This window comes from Paraburkholderia solitsugae, assembly GCF_013177695.1.
In the GTDB taxonomy this organism is placed as follows: domain Bacteria; phylum Pseudomonadota; class Gammaproteobacteria; order Burkholderiales; family Burkholderiaceae; genus Paraburkholderia; species Paraburkholderia solitsugae.
The window spans coordinates 34754-49658 of record NZ_WOEY01000089.1 but is presented as its reverse complement, the minus strand read 5'-3'; the positions used below and the strand labels follow the sequence as shown (position 1 = coordinate 49658).

Below are 14905 nucleotides of genomic sequence, written 5' to 3'. Positions count from 1 at the left end.
GATGCGGTGCGCGTGCAGTGTGGGCAAGCGAACTGAATAAAAACGCCGTGAGCCGTAGTTTGGCGGACAAACCTTTATGTCCGATTCCAGACGCCCATGGCACCCACCGGCAAACAGCATTGCGACACGTTAGACCTGATTCGCGCGCTGGCGGCAGGCGCGGTGTGCATCAGTCATTTGCGCAATCTGATGTTCGTCGACTACGGCTCGAGTACGGGTATCGGACTCGCGGGCAAGGCGTTCTATTTCATCAGTAACTACGGCCATACCGCGGTGATCGTTTTCTTCCTGCTGAGCGGCTATTTTGTCGGCGGCTCGGTGCTGCGGCAGGTCGAGGCGGGAACATGGAGTTGGCAGCGCTATCTGACCGAGCGCATGTCGCGGCTATGGATCGTGCTGATTCCTGCCTTGCTGCTGACGCTGTTCTGGGACCGCATGGGGATCGCGCTGGCAGGCGGGCCTTTTTATCTTGGGACCGAGGGCACGTTCGATCAGCAGATCAATGTCGCCTCACACCTCGGCCAGGCAACGCTGCTGTGCAATCTCGCGTTCCTGCAGACGCTCGCATGCGGCACATATGGGTCCAACGGACCCTTGTGGAGCCTCGCTAACGAGTTCTGGTACTACATGTGGTTTCCCGCCTGTTATGGTTTGCTGCGCCGGCGTCGCGGATTCAGCACAATTGCCGCGGCGGGGCTCGCGCTGGGCACGATGGTCGCGTTTCCTTCGCTCCTGAGCGGGTTCGGATTGTGGATGCTTGGCGTCACACTCGTGTTGCTTGAAAAGCGCTTCCCGGCGCGCAACACGCGAACAGGTTTGCCGTGGTTCACGCTCGCAAGCGGGACAGTTTTCATTGCGGCGCTGGTGTTGTCGCGCATATTCCTATTGAGTAACGACTGGATCGTCGGCGTGCCGTGTTTCGTGTTCCTGCGTTGCATACTGTGGGAAAACGTTCGCCTGCGTCCTGCGCCCCTGTCGCGTATCGCGGTTCTCTTTTCCGGATTCTCGTATTCGCTGTATCTGACGCACTTCTCATTCATTCTGTTTGTCGCGGCGGTCGTGGTCGGGCAGCGCATCCAGTTCGATGGCCGGGGCGCGCTGGTGTTCGTGACCATGCTGGTTGTTTGCTATGTGTACGCGTTCGCGGTGTACCTGCTGTTCGAGCAGAATACAAAACGCGTGCAACGTGGTATCCGGCAGTTCCGCTTTCTGCGGGCCAAGCCTGATCCAGCCACGCCGCATAGCTGATTTACGTGGCAGTATCCCTTAACTTAATCTGCATCATTGATTAGCCACCAATCGGGAAACCCCTAGCATCCTGCATCGATGGTTCACGTTAGTCTCTTCAAAAGAGGAGACGATCCATGAGACAAGCGTTCAATATTGCTGTGGTGTTGTTGCTTGGCTATTTGATGGCGGATAGGGCGCTGATGCGTGCGCAAGCCGGAGAAATGGGAACAATTACGTGCCACCAAGGCGCGGAGATGGTCAAGTCGGACGCGTTGAAAAAGGGTTTCGGTGACGCCGGGGCCAGCAGCCAGGGTGAAAATTTCCTGTCGAGCTGTCTTGTCATGGGGCGTGGCCAGGTGGGCGATCTGATCGCCCGTGAGTGACGCAAGCAGCTTGTCGCCGCTGAGGCGCGAAGAGGCGTAGCGACACATCAAGAAAAAGCGCCCAGACCGTGAAGGTCCGGGCGAAGTCATCGGGAGCCCGATGACGGAGGTATCGAATACAGAACTGGCCCGCGATCGGGGATGCTCGGTCGCGGGCCAGTTCGTTTGAATCAGGGCGCGCGGTTGTGTTGCGCGCTTAGCGGTCGATCAGGGCAAACGGCGTGGCCTCTGCGGTTGGTTCCGCTGGGCAGCTGGGTTGCCAGCCTGGTTACCCGCTTGGTTGCCGAAGCTTAGTTGCCGAAGTAAACCGACTTCGGACCGTTCGCCGGAACCGGGTGGCCCGACTGCGACGAACCACTCACCACACCGCCGTAACCGCTTTCTGCCGCTTGTGCGGCGCCGTTTTGCGCGGTGACACGGGCTTGCGCAGCCTGAATGTCAGCCGGGTAGTACGGGTCGGCACGGCCCGGATGGTAGCCGGCTTTTTCGAGTTGGATCAGTTCTGCGCGCACCTGGGCGCGGGTCACGGGCTGGTTGGACTGCGCAAACGCGGCAACGGGAGCGGCCAGCGCAGCGGCGATAACAACGGCTTGAATGAGCGATTTCATGATGAACTACCTCCAGTTCGGTCTTTATCGTGCTACGAGCGGTGTTGTTCGTAGCCAGTGATTGCATTGTAGTTTTGCGATCTGCCTGGAGTAATCGTCGATTCAGGTAAGGTTTGTTGCAAGATTTGCAATAAAAGAACAGATTCGGTTGATGGACTCTCGTGCGCGCGCCTTGCTAGGACCGCGATACCGTGACTGGGGCGCTGTCTTGCGGAGTCTTCGCAGGGGCCCTCGTGGACTGTGTGAGCCGTGTGAACGCCTGGCCGGTGCGCGCTTCACGATCATCTCGGGCTTGATAGAAGTCTTTGCTGAGCCACTGCCCAAAACGCATCATCGCGGAGCCGAGCGCGCTCTTTAGCCGAACCCACCCCGTTTCGGTAAGCGTGAGATGTGAAGCCGACTCCACCAGGTCCGCGGCCAATTTGTCCAATTCTGCGTGCAAAAAGTCCGCGAAATGATGGAGTCCGTGCTGATTGCCGTTCGTCGACTTCCTTTCCAGATCCACGTGCTCCGCAATCAGCGATTGATTAGTCACGCGGATAAAAGGTGGCGTATTGGTCCGGGCAATTCCCGTGGAACGGATCGCCAGTCCAACGCTTGCCGCGGCCTGTGTACGATTGCCGAGCGGCGCAAGCTCCCATTTGTCACAGAGGTATTTCAGCAGGCTGCAATGATCGAATTGCCTATTGCACACGCCTGCGTTGCACCATGGGGAGACGAGAATGGCGGGAACTCGTACACCGAGTTGGGTGAAGTCGAAGCTGTCCGTGTGTTCGTCGGGCGCCACTGCGTTCGACGGCGGAGGCACATGGTCGAAAAAACCGCCATGCTCATCGTACAGGATGACTAACAGTGTGCGTTCCCACAATGCCTGATTGGAACGCAGCGCATTGTAGGTGTCGGCGATCAGCTTCTCCGCCTTCATGATGTTGTGCGGTGGATGGTCGTCGTTCTGTGCTTCGCCGAAGTATTTCGGCTCGATGAGAACGAACTCGGGAAACTTGTTCGCGGGACCGACTGCGTCGTCGAAGAACGTATCGAACCGCCGGTAATTTGCGAGGTTTTTCGCTTGACGCTGGTTTTTCAAAAGCAGGGACGCGGGAAAATCGTAGAAGTAGACCTTCCACGTTTTCCCTTTGTCATTGAGGCGGTCGAAAATCGTGTCCTGGTTTTGCTCGGTGTACCACCTCGGATTCAGGGCGTCGAGTCCCACGGGCATCCCTACCTCGCCCTTCGACGTACCCGTCAGCGCAAAATAACGGTTCGGCCAGGTTGGGCCGGGTAACGATGAAAACCACTTGTCGCACACGGTGAATTGCTCGCCCAACGTGTGTAGCGCCGGCAGAAAGCCGCGCGGGTAAAAGCCCATGATGTCCTGCCGCGCGGCGAGGGTGCTCTTCGGGTAGTCCTTCGCGAACGACCGAACGAAGCCGCCGTTGTCTCCCGCGATCTGGGCCAGCACGGCCTCGTATCCGTGGTCCGGATCATGCCGCATCTGCCGCTCTTGGGTCGCCTGCGGGAAAAAGGTATGGCCTTCGCCGTCGTCGTTGGACTTCGACGCGGCGTTGCGTATTCCATCCAGGCCGGTGTGCACTTCGTCCAGACAGCCGAGCATCTGATCGAAGGAATGATTTTCCATCAACAGCAGAACGACATGTTCGATCCGATCCTTCGGCACGTTCGCTGCGTTCGACGTGTTTGCCTCGCTTGCTGCTTTGCCGTCGTGGACGTCACTCATACTCATCGCTCCAGCAGGGGATTGGATGGATTTTTGTGCGTACTACCGTGTCAGCTTGCTCAGGTGATGCCAGCGTTGCAAACGTAGCGCAAAACGCGCCGTTGCGAAAGCGCTGAGCTTCTCTGTTATGCTGAATGAGTGCAAGTCGGAACAAACAAATAAAGCGGAACGAAAAAAAGGGCGCCGACGGCGCCCTTTGTCCTTATACAACCTGATGGTCAACTCAAACCGCCGCAGGCCGCCACTTCAACAGTCGCTGTTCGACCGTCGTCAACAGATAGTCCGCAGCCAGCGCGACCACGGCCAACACGATCATTGCCGCAAACACACCGCTTGCATTGAACGCACCTTGCGCAGTGGAGATCAGCAGACCGATACCTTGCTTCGAGCCGAGGAACTCGCCGACCACCGCACCGACCAGCGCAAAGCCGAAGCTCACGTGCAAGCTGGCAAGAATCCAGCTCAACGCCGACGGAATCACCACCGAAGTCGTCACCTGACGGCGCGAGGCACCGAGAATCTGCGCATTCGCGATCATGTAGCGGTCCGCTTCACGCACGCCCTGGAACGCATTGGCGAACACGACGAAGAACACCATCACCACCGCCAGCGCCACCTTCGAAGCCATCCCAAGACCGAGCGAAATCACGAAGATCGAGCCGAGCACCACGCGCGGAATCGAATTGGCGATCTTGATGTAGAGGCTGAACACATCGGAGAGCAACTTGTTGCGGCCGAGCACGATGCCGCAGAACACGCCCGCCACTGAACCGATGATGAAGCCAAGACCGGTTTCTTCCAGCGTGACCCAAACCTGCGTAAGCAACGGACCTTGCGATGTGCCGTTCACGAACCAGTCGATGATCTGATTGAAAATCGCGGTCGGCATCGAGAAGAAGAACGGATCGATCCACTTCAGGCGCGCGGACAATTCCCACCCGCCGAGTACAACCACCAGCACGACAATGCGCAGCGTGATCACCAGCGCATGGCGTTGCCGGATGCGTTTTTGCGCGACGCGCTCGACCTGGGCGAGCGTCGCGGGATCGATGCCCGAAGGCATCGTCTGTTGAGGGGTAGTAGACATGTTTGCCGTTCCTTGATTAACCGATCTGCACTTCTTCGCGCAGGTCGTGCCAGATGTCGCGCGAGATTTCGATGAAACGCGGGTCGTAGCGAACCTCCGACGTGACGCGCGGGCGCGGCAGGTCGATTTCGTACACTTTCTTCAGCGTCGCCGGGCGGGCCGTCAGCACGAACACGCGATCAGCAAGCGCAATCGCTTCTTCCAGATCGTGCGTGACGAACACCACCGAACCGGCACCGCCCCACAGCTGCAGCAATTCGTCCTGCATCAGCGTGCGCGTCTGCATGTCGAGCGCCGAGAAGGGCTCGTCCATCAACAGGATTTCCGGCTTGTTGATGAAGGTTTGCGCAAGCGCCACGCGCTTTCTCATGCCGCCGGACAGTTGATGCGGATAGTGCTTGCCGAATTTGTCGAGGCCCACGCGGCGCAGCCATTCGTTGGCCTCGTCGTATGCGGCGGATTTCGAGCGGCCGCGATACAGCGGGCCGGCCGCCACGTTGTCGAGCACCGAGCGCCACGGAAACACGGCGTCCGCCTGGAAAACGAAGCCGATACGCGGATCGATGCCGTCTACCGGCGCGCCCATCACGCGCACTTCGCCGGTGGTCGGCTTCAGCAAGCCGGTGATCATGCTGAGCGTGGTCGACTTGCCGCAACCCGTCGGGCCGACAACCGCGACGAATTCGCCGCGCGCCACCGACATGCTGAAGTCGCGCAACGCGATGGTCGCCTTGCCGTCCGGAGAAATGAAACGGCACGATACGTTGCGCATCTCAATGGCGGGCGTATCGCGTGACATAGGTTGATTCATCGGCTGGTGCCTCGAAGTTCTCTTGATGTTGAAGGGGCGTGACGTCGGGGGCGTTGCTTCTAGAGCGTTATTTCGCCGCGGTCTTGACCGGTGCCGACACGTAGTCGTTGGTGTAGGTCTTGGCGAGGTCGATATGCTTGCCCTTTACCGAAGGATTGAATGCCGACAGTACCTTCAGGACCGTGTCCGGGCCGTCGGCGGGCATCTTGCCGTCCTTCGTGAACATCGGCAGCGACGCCTTCAGCGCGCCGACGTACAGGTCCTTGTTGTTGCCGTAGTAGTCCTTCGGCATCTTCGCGGCGATCTCTTCCGCGCTATGCGTGGCAATGAAGTTCAGCGTCTTCGCGAACGCGTGCGCGAGTTTCGCGGCGTCGTCCTTGTGCGATTCGGCCCATGCGCGCTGCACGTAGAAGCTCGAAGCCGGATACGTGCCGCCGAGCGCGGCGCGCGTGCCTTCCAGCGTGCGCATATCCACCAGCACCTTGGCGTCACCGGTCTTCAGCAACTGCGAGACGGTCGGCTCCGTGGTCATGCCCGCGTCGATACGGTTCTGCTTGATCGCGGCGATAAAGCTGTTGTCCGCGCCGACCGGCAGCAGCGTGTATTGCGTGGACGGCACGCCCGCGCGTTGCGCGAGGTATTGCGTGAGGAAGCTGGTCGACGAGCCGAGGCCGGTCACGCCCAGCGTTTTGCCCTTCACGTCCGCCATGCTCTTGAGCGTTTCGGACACCTTGGTGGAGACCATTTCCACTTCACCCGGCACCTGGCCGAAAATCACCAGCGCCTGGACTTCCTTGCCCTTGCTCTGCAAGTCGATGGTGTGATCGTAGAAGCCCACCACGCCTTGCACCGCGCCTGCGAGCAGTTCGTTTTCCGCGTCCACGCCGGCCGGTTGCGAGAGGATTTCGACGTCGAGGCCTTCGTCCTTGAAGTAGCCGAGCTGCTCCGTGAGTTTGGCCGGCAGATAGATGATCTTGGTGGCGCCGCCGACCATGATTGTCAGCTTCTCGGCTTGAGCCGAGGCGGAAGCGGCGGCAAGGGTGAACGCAACACCTGACACAGCGGCAATCTGGCGCAAGGTACGCATGAAGCAGTCTCCTGAGGTTTGGTCGCCGCTATGTGCGGATGCGGCGCTTTCTGGATGAATGACGGTGATTATAGAAATCGGAAACCTTCTGGCAGCTTTCGGGGCTGGGGGCAAATTATGGGTGTTAACCCGAGAATTCGCCGCAACTGTAGCGCTGCCCCCAGGCAAACCCCCTAACGTGGGCCACGAAACACGCAAGTCGCGCGCAAAGCCCTTGTTTTACGGCACAATCGGCGTCCTGACTTTTGCCGCGCATTGAGTGACCCAATTCGCCGTTCCCGCCATGAAGCTGCTGCTGATCGAAGACAACCCCACGCTGGCGCACTGGCTCGCGAAGATGCTGGAGCAGGAGGCGTTCGCGCTCGACGCCGTGCAGGACGGCGACGCCGCCGACCACTTGCTGCGCACCAATCACTACGACGTGATCCTGCTCGATCTGAATCTGCCGAAGCTGTCGGGCAAGAACGTGCTGCGCCGCCTGCGCCAGCGCGGTGACGCCACGCCGGTGCTGATCCTGACCGCGAGCGGTTCGATCGACGAAAAAGTGGAACTGCTCGGCGCCGGGGCGGACGACTACCTGGTCAAGCCTTTCGAAGTGCGCGAGCTGATCGCGCGGATCAAGGTGGCGATCCGCCGCCAGTCGCCCTCGAAGGCAAGCGAAGTGGTGTGCGGCGATCTTGCGTTCGACATCGACACGCGCCAGTTCACGCTGAAGGGCGCGCCGCTGAACGTCACGCCGCGCGAGCGCTCGGTGCTCGAAACGCTGATCCTGCGGTTGGGCAAGACGGTAACCAAGCCCGCCCTGGTCGACGCGATCTTCACGCTCGCGGACGAGCCGAGCGAGGACGCGGTCGAAATCTACATTTCGCGGCTGCGCAAGAAGCTCGACGGCAGTTCGGCGGCGATCGTCACGTTGCGCGGGCTGGGCTATCTGCTGCGCAAGAAAGAAGATGACCAATAGCCTGCGCATGCGCCTGCTGTGGTGGCTGCTGGTGCCGCTCGCGTTGTACGTGTTCGTCACCGGCAAGGCGGAGTACGACAACGCGCGGCGCACGGCTGACCTGGTGCAGGACAACCAACTTATCTCATCGGCGCGGATGATCGCCGGTGAGGTGGAGTGGGTGGACGGTTTTCTGCGTGTGGACGTGCCGCCCGCCGCGCTTGAAGTGTTCGTGTCGCCCTATCGCGATCAGGTGTTCTACAGCGTGCGGGTCGACGATGGCCGCCTGCTGGCGGGCACGCCGGATTTTCCGCAGCGCGCGGCGCGCTCGCCCGACACGGCCGATCACTACGACACTGAACTCCATGGCCAGCCCGTTCGCGCGGTCGGCCTCGTGCGCCTGATGTACGACAATGGCGCGACGCGCCGCGTGCGGGTGACGGTGGGCAAGACGGTGCGCTCGCGCGACGCGATGGCGCAGCAGTTGTGGCAACCGCAACTCGTGCGGCAGATCGAGATGATCGTGCTGGCGGTCGCGCTGGCCTGCATCGGCCTCACCTTCGAATTGCGGCCGCTGATGAAAGTGAAGGAAGAGGTCGCCGACCGCGACCCCATGCAACTCGAGCCGATTCGTGTCGAGCGCCTGCATACCGAGTTGCGGCCCATCGTCGAAGCGATCAACCAATGTATCGCGCGGCTCGGCGTACAGGTGGCCGCACAACGGCGTTTTATCGCCGACGCCGCGCACCAGTTGCGCACGCCGCTCACGCTGCTCGGCACGCAGTTGCAGTTCGCGCGCCAGCAGGACGGCCTGAATCCCGCGCTCGACGAAGCGCTCGCCGCGATGCACCGCAGCAACCGTTCGATGGTCGGGCTCACCAACAAGCTGCTGCTGCTCGCGCAGGCCGAGGCCGCGGATAACAAGCAGTTGGCGGTGGAAACGGTGGATCTGGTGCCGTTGGCCATGGAAGTGGTGGAAGATCTGGCGCTGCTCGCGCAGGCCCGGGACATCGATCTGGGCGCAGAGCTGAGCGGCGCCGCGCCGGTGGCGGGGCATCGTGGCCTGCTTCAGGCGTTGATCGCCAACCTCGTGGAGAACGCGATCCGCTATACCGGCAGTGGCGGCCACGTCACAGTGGCGGTCAGCGCCCACGCCGATGCGGTTGCCGTGTCGGTGCTGGACGACGGCCCCGGCATTCCGGCCGAGTCGCGTAGCCGTGTGTTCGAACCGTTCTTCCGGGCGTCGGCGGATACGGAGGGAACGGGGCTGGGCCTCGCCATCGTGCGCGAAATCGCGGACGCGCATCACGGAGAGATTGTGCTCAAGCCGGGCGAGGGCGGCAAAGGCGTGCACGTGACCGTCTCGTTTCCGCGCGCGCCGATGGAAGGACCTCAGGCTGGTTAAATCGGTCGCTTCAAATCGGCGGCCTCAAAAGTAGTCGGGACAAACCCGCAATCGGCACAGGAAACGCGTGTTCGAAAGCTTAGAGAAGGTTTTGTACCCGTAGAATTTCGGGCAGGCGATTCATCAAACGCCCACCGCGCACGTGGGATATAGCGGAGACATCCAGCAGAGAGGAACGACGAATCGTGTTTTCAGGCAGTTTGCGCGGACGCTTGCTGTGGTGGCTCTTGCTGCCACTGGCGGCGTTCGTTTCCATTTCCGGAATGATTTCGTATCGCAACGCGCAGACGACGGCCGACCTGGTTCAGGATAACGCGTTGCTATCGTCGATACGCATCATTGGCGAGGACATCGACTGGGATAACGGCAACGTGTCGGTCCAGATTCCGCCGGCCGCGCTCGAGCTGTTCGAGTCGCCGGAACAGGACAGTGTGTTCTATCGCGTCGAAGCGAGCGGCCACCGCCTGCTGGCCGGCAGTCCCGAGTTACCGGTGCCGCGCGGCGTGAGCGACGTCCCCGTGCTCTATTCCACTCATCTCGACGACGGCCGGGCCGTGCGCGCGGCGACTTACGTGCGGCAGCTATACGACTCGGGCCGCACCGAAGAAGTCGTCGTAGCGGTCGCGAAAACGGAAGGTTCGCGCGACGCCATGGTGTGGCGCCTGTTGCGGCCGCAACTGTTCGGCGAGGTGCTCACGCTGGTGCTCGCCATGGTGTTCGTCTATCTCGGGCTGACCTTCGAATTGCGGCCGTTGATGAAGGTGAAAGACGACGTTGCCGATCGCAACGCGTCGCAACTGGAGCCGATACGCGTGGCGCGCTTGCATGTCGAATTGCGGCCCATCGTCGAAGCGATCAACCAGTGCATCGCGCGCATGGGCCAGCAGGCTGCGACCCAGCGGCAATTCATCTCCGACGCCGCGCATCAGTTGCGCACGCCGCTCGCGTTGCTGCTGGCGCAGATCCAGTTCGCGCGGCAACGTGAGAATCGCGACGTGCCGCTCGCCGAAGCGCTGGCCGGCATGCATAAAAGCAGCCGCAAGCTGACCACCCTGACGAACAAACTGTTGCTGCTCGCCCAGGCCGAGTCCACGACGCTGTCCGATACGCGCGAGCGGGTCGATCTGAGCGCGTTAATCGCGGGGGTGCTGGAGGAGTTGATTGCATTCGCACAGTCGCGTGAAATCGATCTGGGCGCTGACCTGGAAGACGGCTTATACGTGACCGGCGACGAGGCGTTGACCGCGGCGCTCGTCACCAATCTCGTCGACAACGCGCTGCGTTATACGCAACCCGGAGGGTGCGTCACCGTGCACACCCAGCGCAGCCATGACCGGGCGATCGTACGCGTGATCGACAATGGGCCCGGTATCAAAGCCGAAGCGAGGGTGCGTGTGTTCGAACGGTTCTATCGCGCGTCGGGTCATGCCGACGGAACCGGCCTCGGTTTGCCGATCGTGCGCGAGATCGCCCACAGGCAAGGCGGCACGGTGACGCTCGAACCGGGAGCCGGCGGTGTCGGCCTGGTCGCTACCGTCGAGATGCGACTATGGTCGGCGGCGGTTTGATACGCCGCCACATTAGGGGAGACTTATGAAACTGCTGCTCGTTGAAGACGACGCTGACCTCGCGCGTTGGGTGATGAACCTCATGCAGGTCGAGAACTTCGCGATTGACTGGGCGCAGGACGGCGAGCGGGCGGAGACACTGCTCGGCCTGCAGTGCTACGACGCGGTGCTGCTCGATCTGCGGCTGCCGGGTATGGGCGGCAAGGACGTGCTGGCGCGCCTGCGCCGCAAACGCGACAACGTGCCGGTGCTGATGCTCACCGCCAACGGCTCAACGGATGACAAAGTAGCCTGCTTCTCGGCCGGTGCGGACGACTATGTCGTCAAACCCTTCGATGCACGCGAACTGGTGGCGCGCATCAAGGCGCTGATCCGCCGCCAGGCGTCTGGTGACAAGGGCCAGTCGATCGACTGCGGCGATCTGCGCTATCTGTTCGATTCCCGCGAATTCGTACTGCAAAGCGAACCCTTGCCGTTGCGGCGGCGCGAACATGCCATCCTCGAAACGCTGATACTGAAGCAGGGCAAGACGGTCTCGAAGGCCACATTGATGGACAAGGTTTTCACGTTCGACGACGAACCCAGCGCCGATGCCATCGACATCTACATTCACCGCTTGCGCAAGCATCTTGCCAGTTCAAGCGCGAAAATCATGACTTTGCGCGGGCTCGGCTACATCCTGCGTGAAGAAGTGCCGTGCGAAGCGTTCGCCGAGGCGCTTTAGCGCGTCAGCGCAATCCTTAAGGATTTCTGAGGGCTCGCTCGAGACGCTTCTTGACCACGCATTTCGCTGCCGCGATTCGGCTGTTTCATCGGCACCTTCCATAAGGTTTTCATAAGGTTCCCCATTGCACTATTCGCCGCATCGAGCGAGCGCAAGCGCGCCTGCTCGCAACGTCGAATTAAATGCTTATTGATGGGAGAACCCGCTTGCTAGAGACCTCGACTTATCGTGTTGCCGAGATGCGCAACAAAGTGCCCGAGGCAACACTTGTCTTCTGGGCGATCAAGATCATGGCGACCACGGTCGGTGAAACCGGCGCGGACTATCTGGCCGTGCACGTGGGGCTCGGCACCGCGCTCACCGGCGGGATGATGCTCACGCTGCTGATTTCAGCATTGGCCGTGCAGCTTCGCATGCGCAAGTACGCCCCGTGGATTTACTGGCTGACCGTGGTTCTGGTCAGCGTGGTCGGCACGCAGATTACCGATGCATTGACCGACAAGCTCGGCGTCAGTCTTTATGTCAGCACGATCGTGTTTGCCCTCGCGCTGGCTGTGGTGTTCGCGCTCTGGTATCGCAGCGAGCGGACCCTGTCGATTCACACCATCTACACGACGCGGCGGGAGCTCTTTTACTGGGCTGCTGTGTTGTTCACCTTCGCGCTGGGCACTGCAGCCGGCGATCTCGCGACAGAAGCGTTGGGGCTCGGCTTCATGATCGGTGTCGTGGCATTCAGCGCGCTAATCGCTTTGGTGGGCGTCATCTATTACATAGGCGGAAATCCGGTGCTGACTTTCTGGCTTGCCTACATTCTGACGCGGCCGTTGGGCGCTTCGTTCGGCGATCTGCTTTCGCAATCGCGCGCATACGGCGGTATCGGCCTCGGCACGATCAACACGAGCTTGCTCTTTCTGAGCGCAATTGTCGTGCTGGTCATCGTCGCGAGTGCAGTCGAACAACGGTCTATGCGCGCTATCGCAACACGTGAGCCTTGAGTGGGCTCCGCTCCGGAAGTCGTGGATGCAACCCTGTTTCAATCGTATATCGGATCAAACGGAAGAGAACAATCATGAATCAACGCACGCTCAGCAAAGCCGTCATCGCTTCTTTCCTCGCCATCTCCGCGCTCAGCTTCGGATATCGCGAGGCAGGCAGAATCGGCTTTCCGTCGGCCGAGGCGGCAGAACCTGTCAAGGCGTCGAAGCTTGGCGACCTGTCTCAGTTTCGCAAGATCGCCGCCGACACCGCGGCACTGGTCGACAAAGGCAATCTCGCGGGCGGCAAATCGCGCATTAAAGACCTGGAACTCGCATGGGATGACGCCGAGCCTTCGCTGAAGCCTCGCGCCGCAGCGGACTGGCACACCGTCGACAAAGCAATCGACCGCGCGCTGAGCGCGTTGCGGGCCAGCACGCCAAACGCAGTGGCATGCAAGCAGTCGCTCGCCGATCTACTGGTGGTGATGGATCGGATGAACGGCAAGGCGTGACGGGCCATCAGGCGCAAGCGAGCAGTGGCCATCCGCGAAACAGCAGTTCGCATTTGAATCGATATGGCATGCGAAGTAATGCTTGTGCTGGGTTCAGCAGGTCGAAAGCTCTTGGTCGCACAGTGGCAGACGCTCATTCACCTGATCTAGAACGCCCGTTTTTTTCCAGGTCATATACCGAAGATAACAAGTCTGTTGCGGCGGAAAAGTCGCCGGCAGCCTGTGCCATTTTTCTTTTGTTTGCTGCACCCAGAGTATCGCGTTGAGGATCTCGCGATCGCTGCGGCGGGGGCGCCCGCGACCTGACGAAACCACCGGAAAAAGATTCTGGACGCGCGCCCAATCGGCGTCGGTAAGAGGAATCTGAAGCATCTGCCGCCTTGAATGACTGTGTGAGGAATGCGCAGTCGATGCATGCTGCGTTGATGCCGATACTAGTAAATATTTTTTACTCGGTCAATCGTTCTTGTTGCAGTGCGGTAGCTTATTTCATCGCTTGTTGTATTACGAATCGTATTCGCGATGCATGACACAGTGGCTCAGTGAATGAAGGGGCAGACTTATGGAAATCACCGCGTTCAACTCACTACTGTGCGAGGCACCGTAACGTCGATGCGAAACGCTACGTAACGTTCGCGTTCAAAATACGTGTTTGGCGACGAAAGTGACGCTTCGAAATATTTAACTGTCTCGCCCAAAACCTTTGCCCAGAAGGGTTTGTCAGCTATCTTGGTTGTTTGGTTGTGCAGCGGACGCGTTACTTGGCACGGCATGTGCATACGTTAGCGGGGTTAAAAAAACACGCTTATGCCATGCTAACGCTCGACTATGAAAAGCCTGTATCGCTCGCAACTACGTTCGGCACGCGTACCGCATGCGTTGAGCAGACCGATTGGGACGACTCGCGCGACGATGCCATGGCGCTGAGCGAACTCGAACGCCGAGTCCGAGAAGGTTTGCTCGCGGGTGAATTTCATCTCGTGTTTCAAGGCGCCTATCGCGCGGCAAGCGGAGCGCTGACGCGCCTCGAAGCACAGGTCCGATGGACGCATCCCGACTATGGGCTGCTGCTTCCTGGCATTTTCATGATGCCGCTCGAGCACCCGCAGGTCGCGCTGGAGATGGCCTTGTTCGTCATCGACGGGGTGTGCCGCGAACTGCGCGACTGCCTCTCCTCGAAGATAGCGCTGCTGCCGGTCGCGATCACGGTGCCCGAGCAAGTGGCTATGCTCGAATCGTTTGCCGGCGACCTCGCGCGCATCGCACGCTCGTATGGCGTGCCGGCTAACCTGCTTGAGATCGAAGTGCCCGATAGCGCTGACGCGGCACGTCTCCTGTCTTTGCGGACTCTGACTGCCGGCCTTCGGTCGGCGGGTGCCGGCATCTCGCTGGGTAAGTGGGGCAACGGCACGTCTTCGCTCGCACTACTCGGCGCACTCGATGTGGACACCGTTACGATTGCGCCTGAACTGATGGCCACGGTGCCGCGCGATCCTCGTGCCTGCGTGGTGATGTCGGCGTTACTGGATCTGCTTCATGCGCTTGACGTCCAGGTCGTGGCGAACGGCGTCGAGACCAAAGCACAGCTGCAATGGTTGAGCGCATGGCCGGAAGCGTTAGCGCAGGGCTTCCTGTTCTCCCGCCCGAAGGCTGGGCTAGCCAATGTGCTGGCGTTAAGTCGCGAATCGTGAGCACGGCCCCGGACGTTACGTAACGTCCTGGGTGCAATGTCGTTGATACAAGCACCCGTTGCTCGCTGAGCATTGCGCCTGGTCGTGCCTTTCACTCAACGAGCGCTCTCATCTGCTTTCACCGGCCCCGGAAATTACCGGTGG

General features: G+C 60.5%; 15 protein-coding genes. 9 read left to right on the top strand and 6 right to left on the bottom strand.

The features are described from left to right. The first annotated feature begins 96 nt into the window (after positions 1-96). Positions 97-1248, top strand: coding sequence for an acyltransferase family protein (locus tag GNZ12_RS22640; RefSeq protein ID WP_172313830.1), 1152 nt, complete (start codon positions 97-99; stop codon positions 1246-1248). A gap of 116 nt (positions 1249-1364) precedes the next feature. Then, complete coding sequence (locus GNZ12_RS22635) at positions 1365-1613, top strand: hypothetical protein (protein WP_172313829.1); 249 nt, start codon at positions 1365-1367, stop codon at positions 1611-1613. A gap of 290 nt (positions 1614-1903) precedes the next feature. Here the strand turns inward: GNZ12_RS22635 and GNZ12_RS22630 are convergent, their stop codons facing one another. The 5 genes from GNZ12_RS22630 to GNZ12_RS22610 all read right to left on the bottom strand — a co-directional run bounded on the left by GNZ12_RS22630 (position 1904) and on the right by GNZ12_RS22610 (position 6944). After that, on the bottom strand, positions 1904-2221 hold the full coding sequence (locus GNZ12_RS22630) for a DUF4148 domain-containing protein (protein ID WP_172313827.1): 318 nt from the start codon (positions 2219-2221) through the stop codon (positions 1904-1906). 175 nt (positions 2222-2396) lie between these two features. After that, positions 2397-3959: an alkaline phosphatase family protein gene (locus tag GNZ12_RS22625; RefSeq protein WP_172313825.1), complete on the bottom strand. Its 1563-nt coding sequence runs from the start codon at positions 3957-3959 to the stop codon at positions 2397-2399. A 223-nt stretch (positions 3960-4182) separates the two neighbouring features. After that, complete coding sequence (locus GNZ12_RS22620; RefSeq protein ID WP_172313823.1) at positions 4183-5046, bottom strand: ABC transporter permease; 864 nt, start codon at positions 5044-5046, stop codon at positions 4183-4185. Between the two features lie 16 nt (positions 5047-5062). Beyond that, positions 5063-5857 (bottom strand): ABC transporter ATP-binding protein, encoded by a 795-nt coding sequence (locus GNZ12_RS22615; protein ID WP_007178237.1) that lies wholly within the window; start codon positions 5855-5857, stop codon positions 5063-5065. Positions 5858-5924: 67 nt separating this feature from the next. Continuing rightward, positions 5925-6944 (bottom strand): ABC transporter substrate-binding protein, encoded by a 1020-nt coding sequence (locus GNZ12_RS22610; protein ID WP_172313821.1) that lies wholly within the window; start codon positions 6942-6944, stop codon positions 5925-5927. Between the two features lie 283 nt (positions 6945-7227). Here GNZ12_RS22610 and GNZ12_RS22605 point away from each other — a divergent pair, with 283 nt between their 5' ends. The 6 genes from GNZ12_RS22605 to GNZ12_RS22580 all read left to right on the top strand — a co-directional run bounded on the left by GNZ12_RS22605 (position 7228) and on the right by GNZ12_RS22580 (position 13070). Next, positions 7228-7905, top strand: a complete 678-nt coding sequence (locus GNZ12_RS22605) for a response regulator (protein WP_172313939.1) — start codon at positions 7228-7230, stop codon at positions 7903-7905. Beyond that, on the top strand, positions 7895-9289 hold the full coding sequence (locus GNZ12_RS22600) for a sensor histidine kinase (RefSeq protein ID WP_172313819.1): 1395 nt from the start codon (positions 7895-7897) through the stop codon (positions 9287-9289). The genes GNZ12_RS22605 and GNZ12_RS22600 overlap by 11 nt, the downstream gene beginning before the upstream one ends. Positions 9290-9474: 185 nt before the next feature. After that, complete coding sequence (locus GNZ12_RS22595; RefSeq protein WP_172313817.1) at positions 9475-10857, top strand: sensor histidine kinase; 1383 nt, start codon at positions 9475-9477, stop codon at positions 10855-10857. 25 nt (positions 10858-10882) lie between these two features. Then, positions 10883-11581, top strand: a complete 699-nt coding sequence (locus GNZ12_RS22590) for a response regulator (protein ID WP_172313815.1) — start codon at positions 10883-10885, stop codon at positions 11579-11581. Between the two features lie 239 nt (positions 11582-11820). Then, positions 11821-12576: a COG4705 family protein gene (locus tag GNZ12_RS22585; RefSeq protein ID WP_172313937.1), complete on the top strand. Its 756-nt coding sequence runs from the start codon at positions 11821-11823 to the stop codon at positions 12574-12576. 74 nt (positions 12577-12650) lie between these two features. Beyond that, positions 12651-13070, top strand: a complete 420-nt coding sequence (locus tag GNZ12_RS22580) for a histidine kinase (RefSeq protein WP_235993845.1) — start codon at positions 12651-12653, stop codon at positions 13068-13070. 93 nt (positions 13071-13163) lie between these two features. Here the strand turns inward: GNZ12_RS22580 and GNZ12_RS22570 are convergent, their stop codons facing one another. Then, entirely contained in the window at positions 13164-13442 is a 279-nt protein-coding gene (locus GNZ12_RS22570; RefSeq protein WP_172313813.1) for a transposase, read from the bottom strand. 440 nt (positions 13443-13882) lie between these two features. Here GNZ12_RS22570 and GNZ12_RS22565 point away from each other — a divergent pair, with 440 nt between their 5' ends. Continuing rightward, positions 13883-14761 (top strand): EAL domain-containing protein, encoded by an 879-nt coding sequence (locus tag GNZ12_RS22565; RefSeq protein ID WP_172313811.1) that lies wholly within the window; start codon positions 13883-13885, stop codon positions 14759-14761. The last annotated feature ends 144 nt before the right edge of the window (positions 14762-14905 follow it).

Coding starts and splice junctions, on each gene's coding strand:
- GNZ12_RS22605 (WP_172313939.1), top strand. CDS start 7,228: ATGAAGCTGCTGCTGATCGAAGACAACCCCACGCTGGCGCACTGGCTC.
- GNZ12_RS22600 (WP_172313819.1), top strand. CDS start 7,895: ATGACCAATAGCCTGCGCATGCGCCTGCTGTGGTGGCTGCTGGTGCCG.
- GNZ12_RS22625 (WP_172313825.1), bottom strand. CDS start 3,959: ATGAGTGACGTCCACGACGGCAAAGCAGCAAGCGAGGCAAACACGTCG.
- GNZ12_RS22610 (WP_172313821.1), bottom strand. CDS start 6,944: ATGCGTACCTTGCGCCAGATTGCCGCTGTGTCAGGTGTTGCGTTCACC.
- GNZ12_RS22580 (WP_235993845.1), top strand. CDS start 12,651: ATGAATCAACGCACGCTCAGCAAAGCCGTCATCGCTTCTTTCCTCGCC.
- GNZ12_RS22635 (WP_172313829.1), top strand. CDS start 1,365: ATGAGACAAGCGTTCAATATTGCTGTGGTGTTGTTGCTTGGCTATTTG.
- GNZ12_RS22585 (WP_172313937.1), top strand. CDS start 11,821: ATGCGCAACAAAGTGCCCGAGGCAACACTTGTCTTCTGGGCGATCAAG.
- GNZ12_RS22630 (WP_172313827.1), bottom strand. CDS start 2,221: ATGAAATCGCTCATTCAAGCCGTTGTTATCGCCGCTGCGCTGGCCGCT.
- GNZ12_RS22570 (WP_172313813.1), bottom strand. CDS start 13,442: ATGCTTCAGATTCCTCTTACCGACGCCGATTGGGCGCGCGTCCAGAAT.
- GNZ12_RS22565 (WP_172313811.1), top strand. CDS start 13,883: ATGCTAACGCTCGACTATGAAAAGCCTGTATCGCTCGCAACTACGTTC.
- GNZ12_RS22640 (WP_172313830.1), top strand. CDS start 97: ATGGCACCCACCGGCAAACAGCATTGCGACACGTTAGACCTGATTCGC.
- GNZ12_RS22615 (WP_007178237.1), bottom strand. CDS start 5,857: ATGAATCAACCTATGTCACGCGATACGCCCGCCATTGAGATGCGCAAC.
- GNZ12_RS22590 (WP_172313815.1), top strand. CDS start 10,883: ATGAAACTGCTGCTCGTTGAAGACGACGCTGACCTCGCGCGTTGGGTG.
- GNZ12_RS22620 (WP_172313823.1), bottom strand. CDS start 5,046: ATGTCTACTACCCCTCAACAGACGATGCCTTCGGGCATCGATCCCGCG.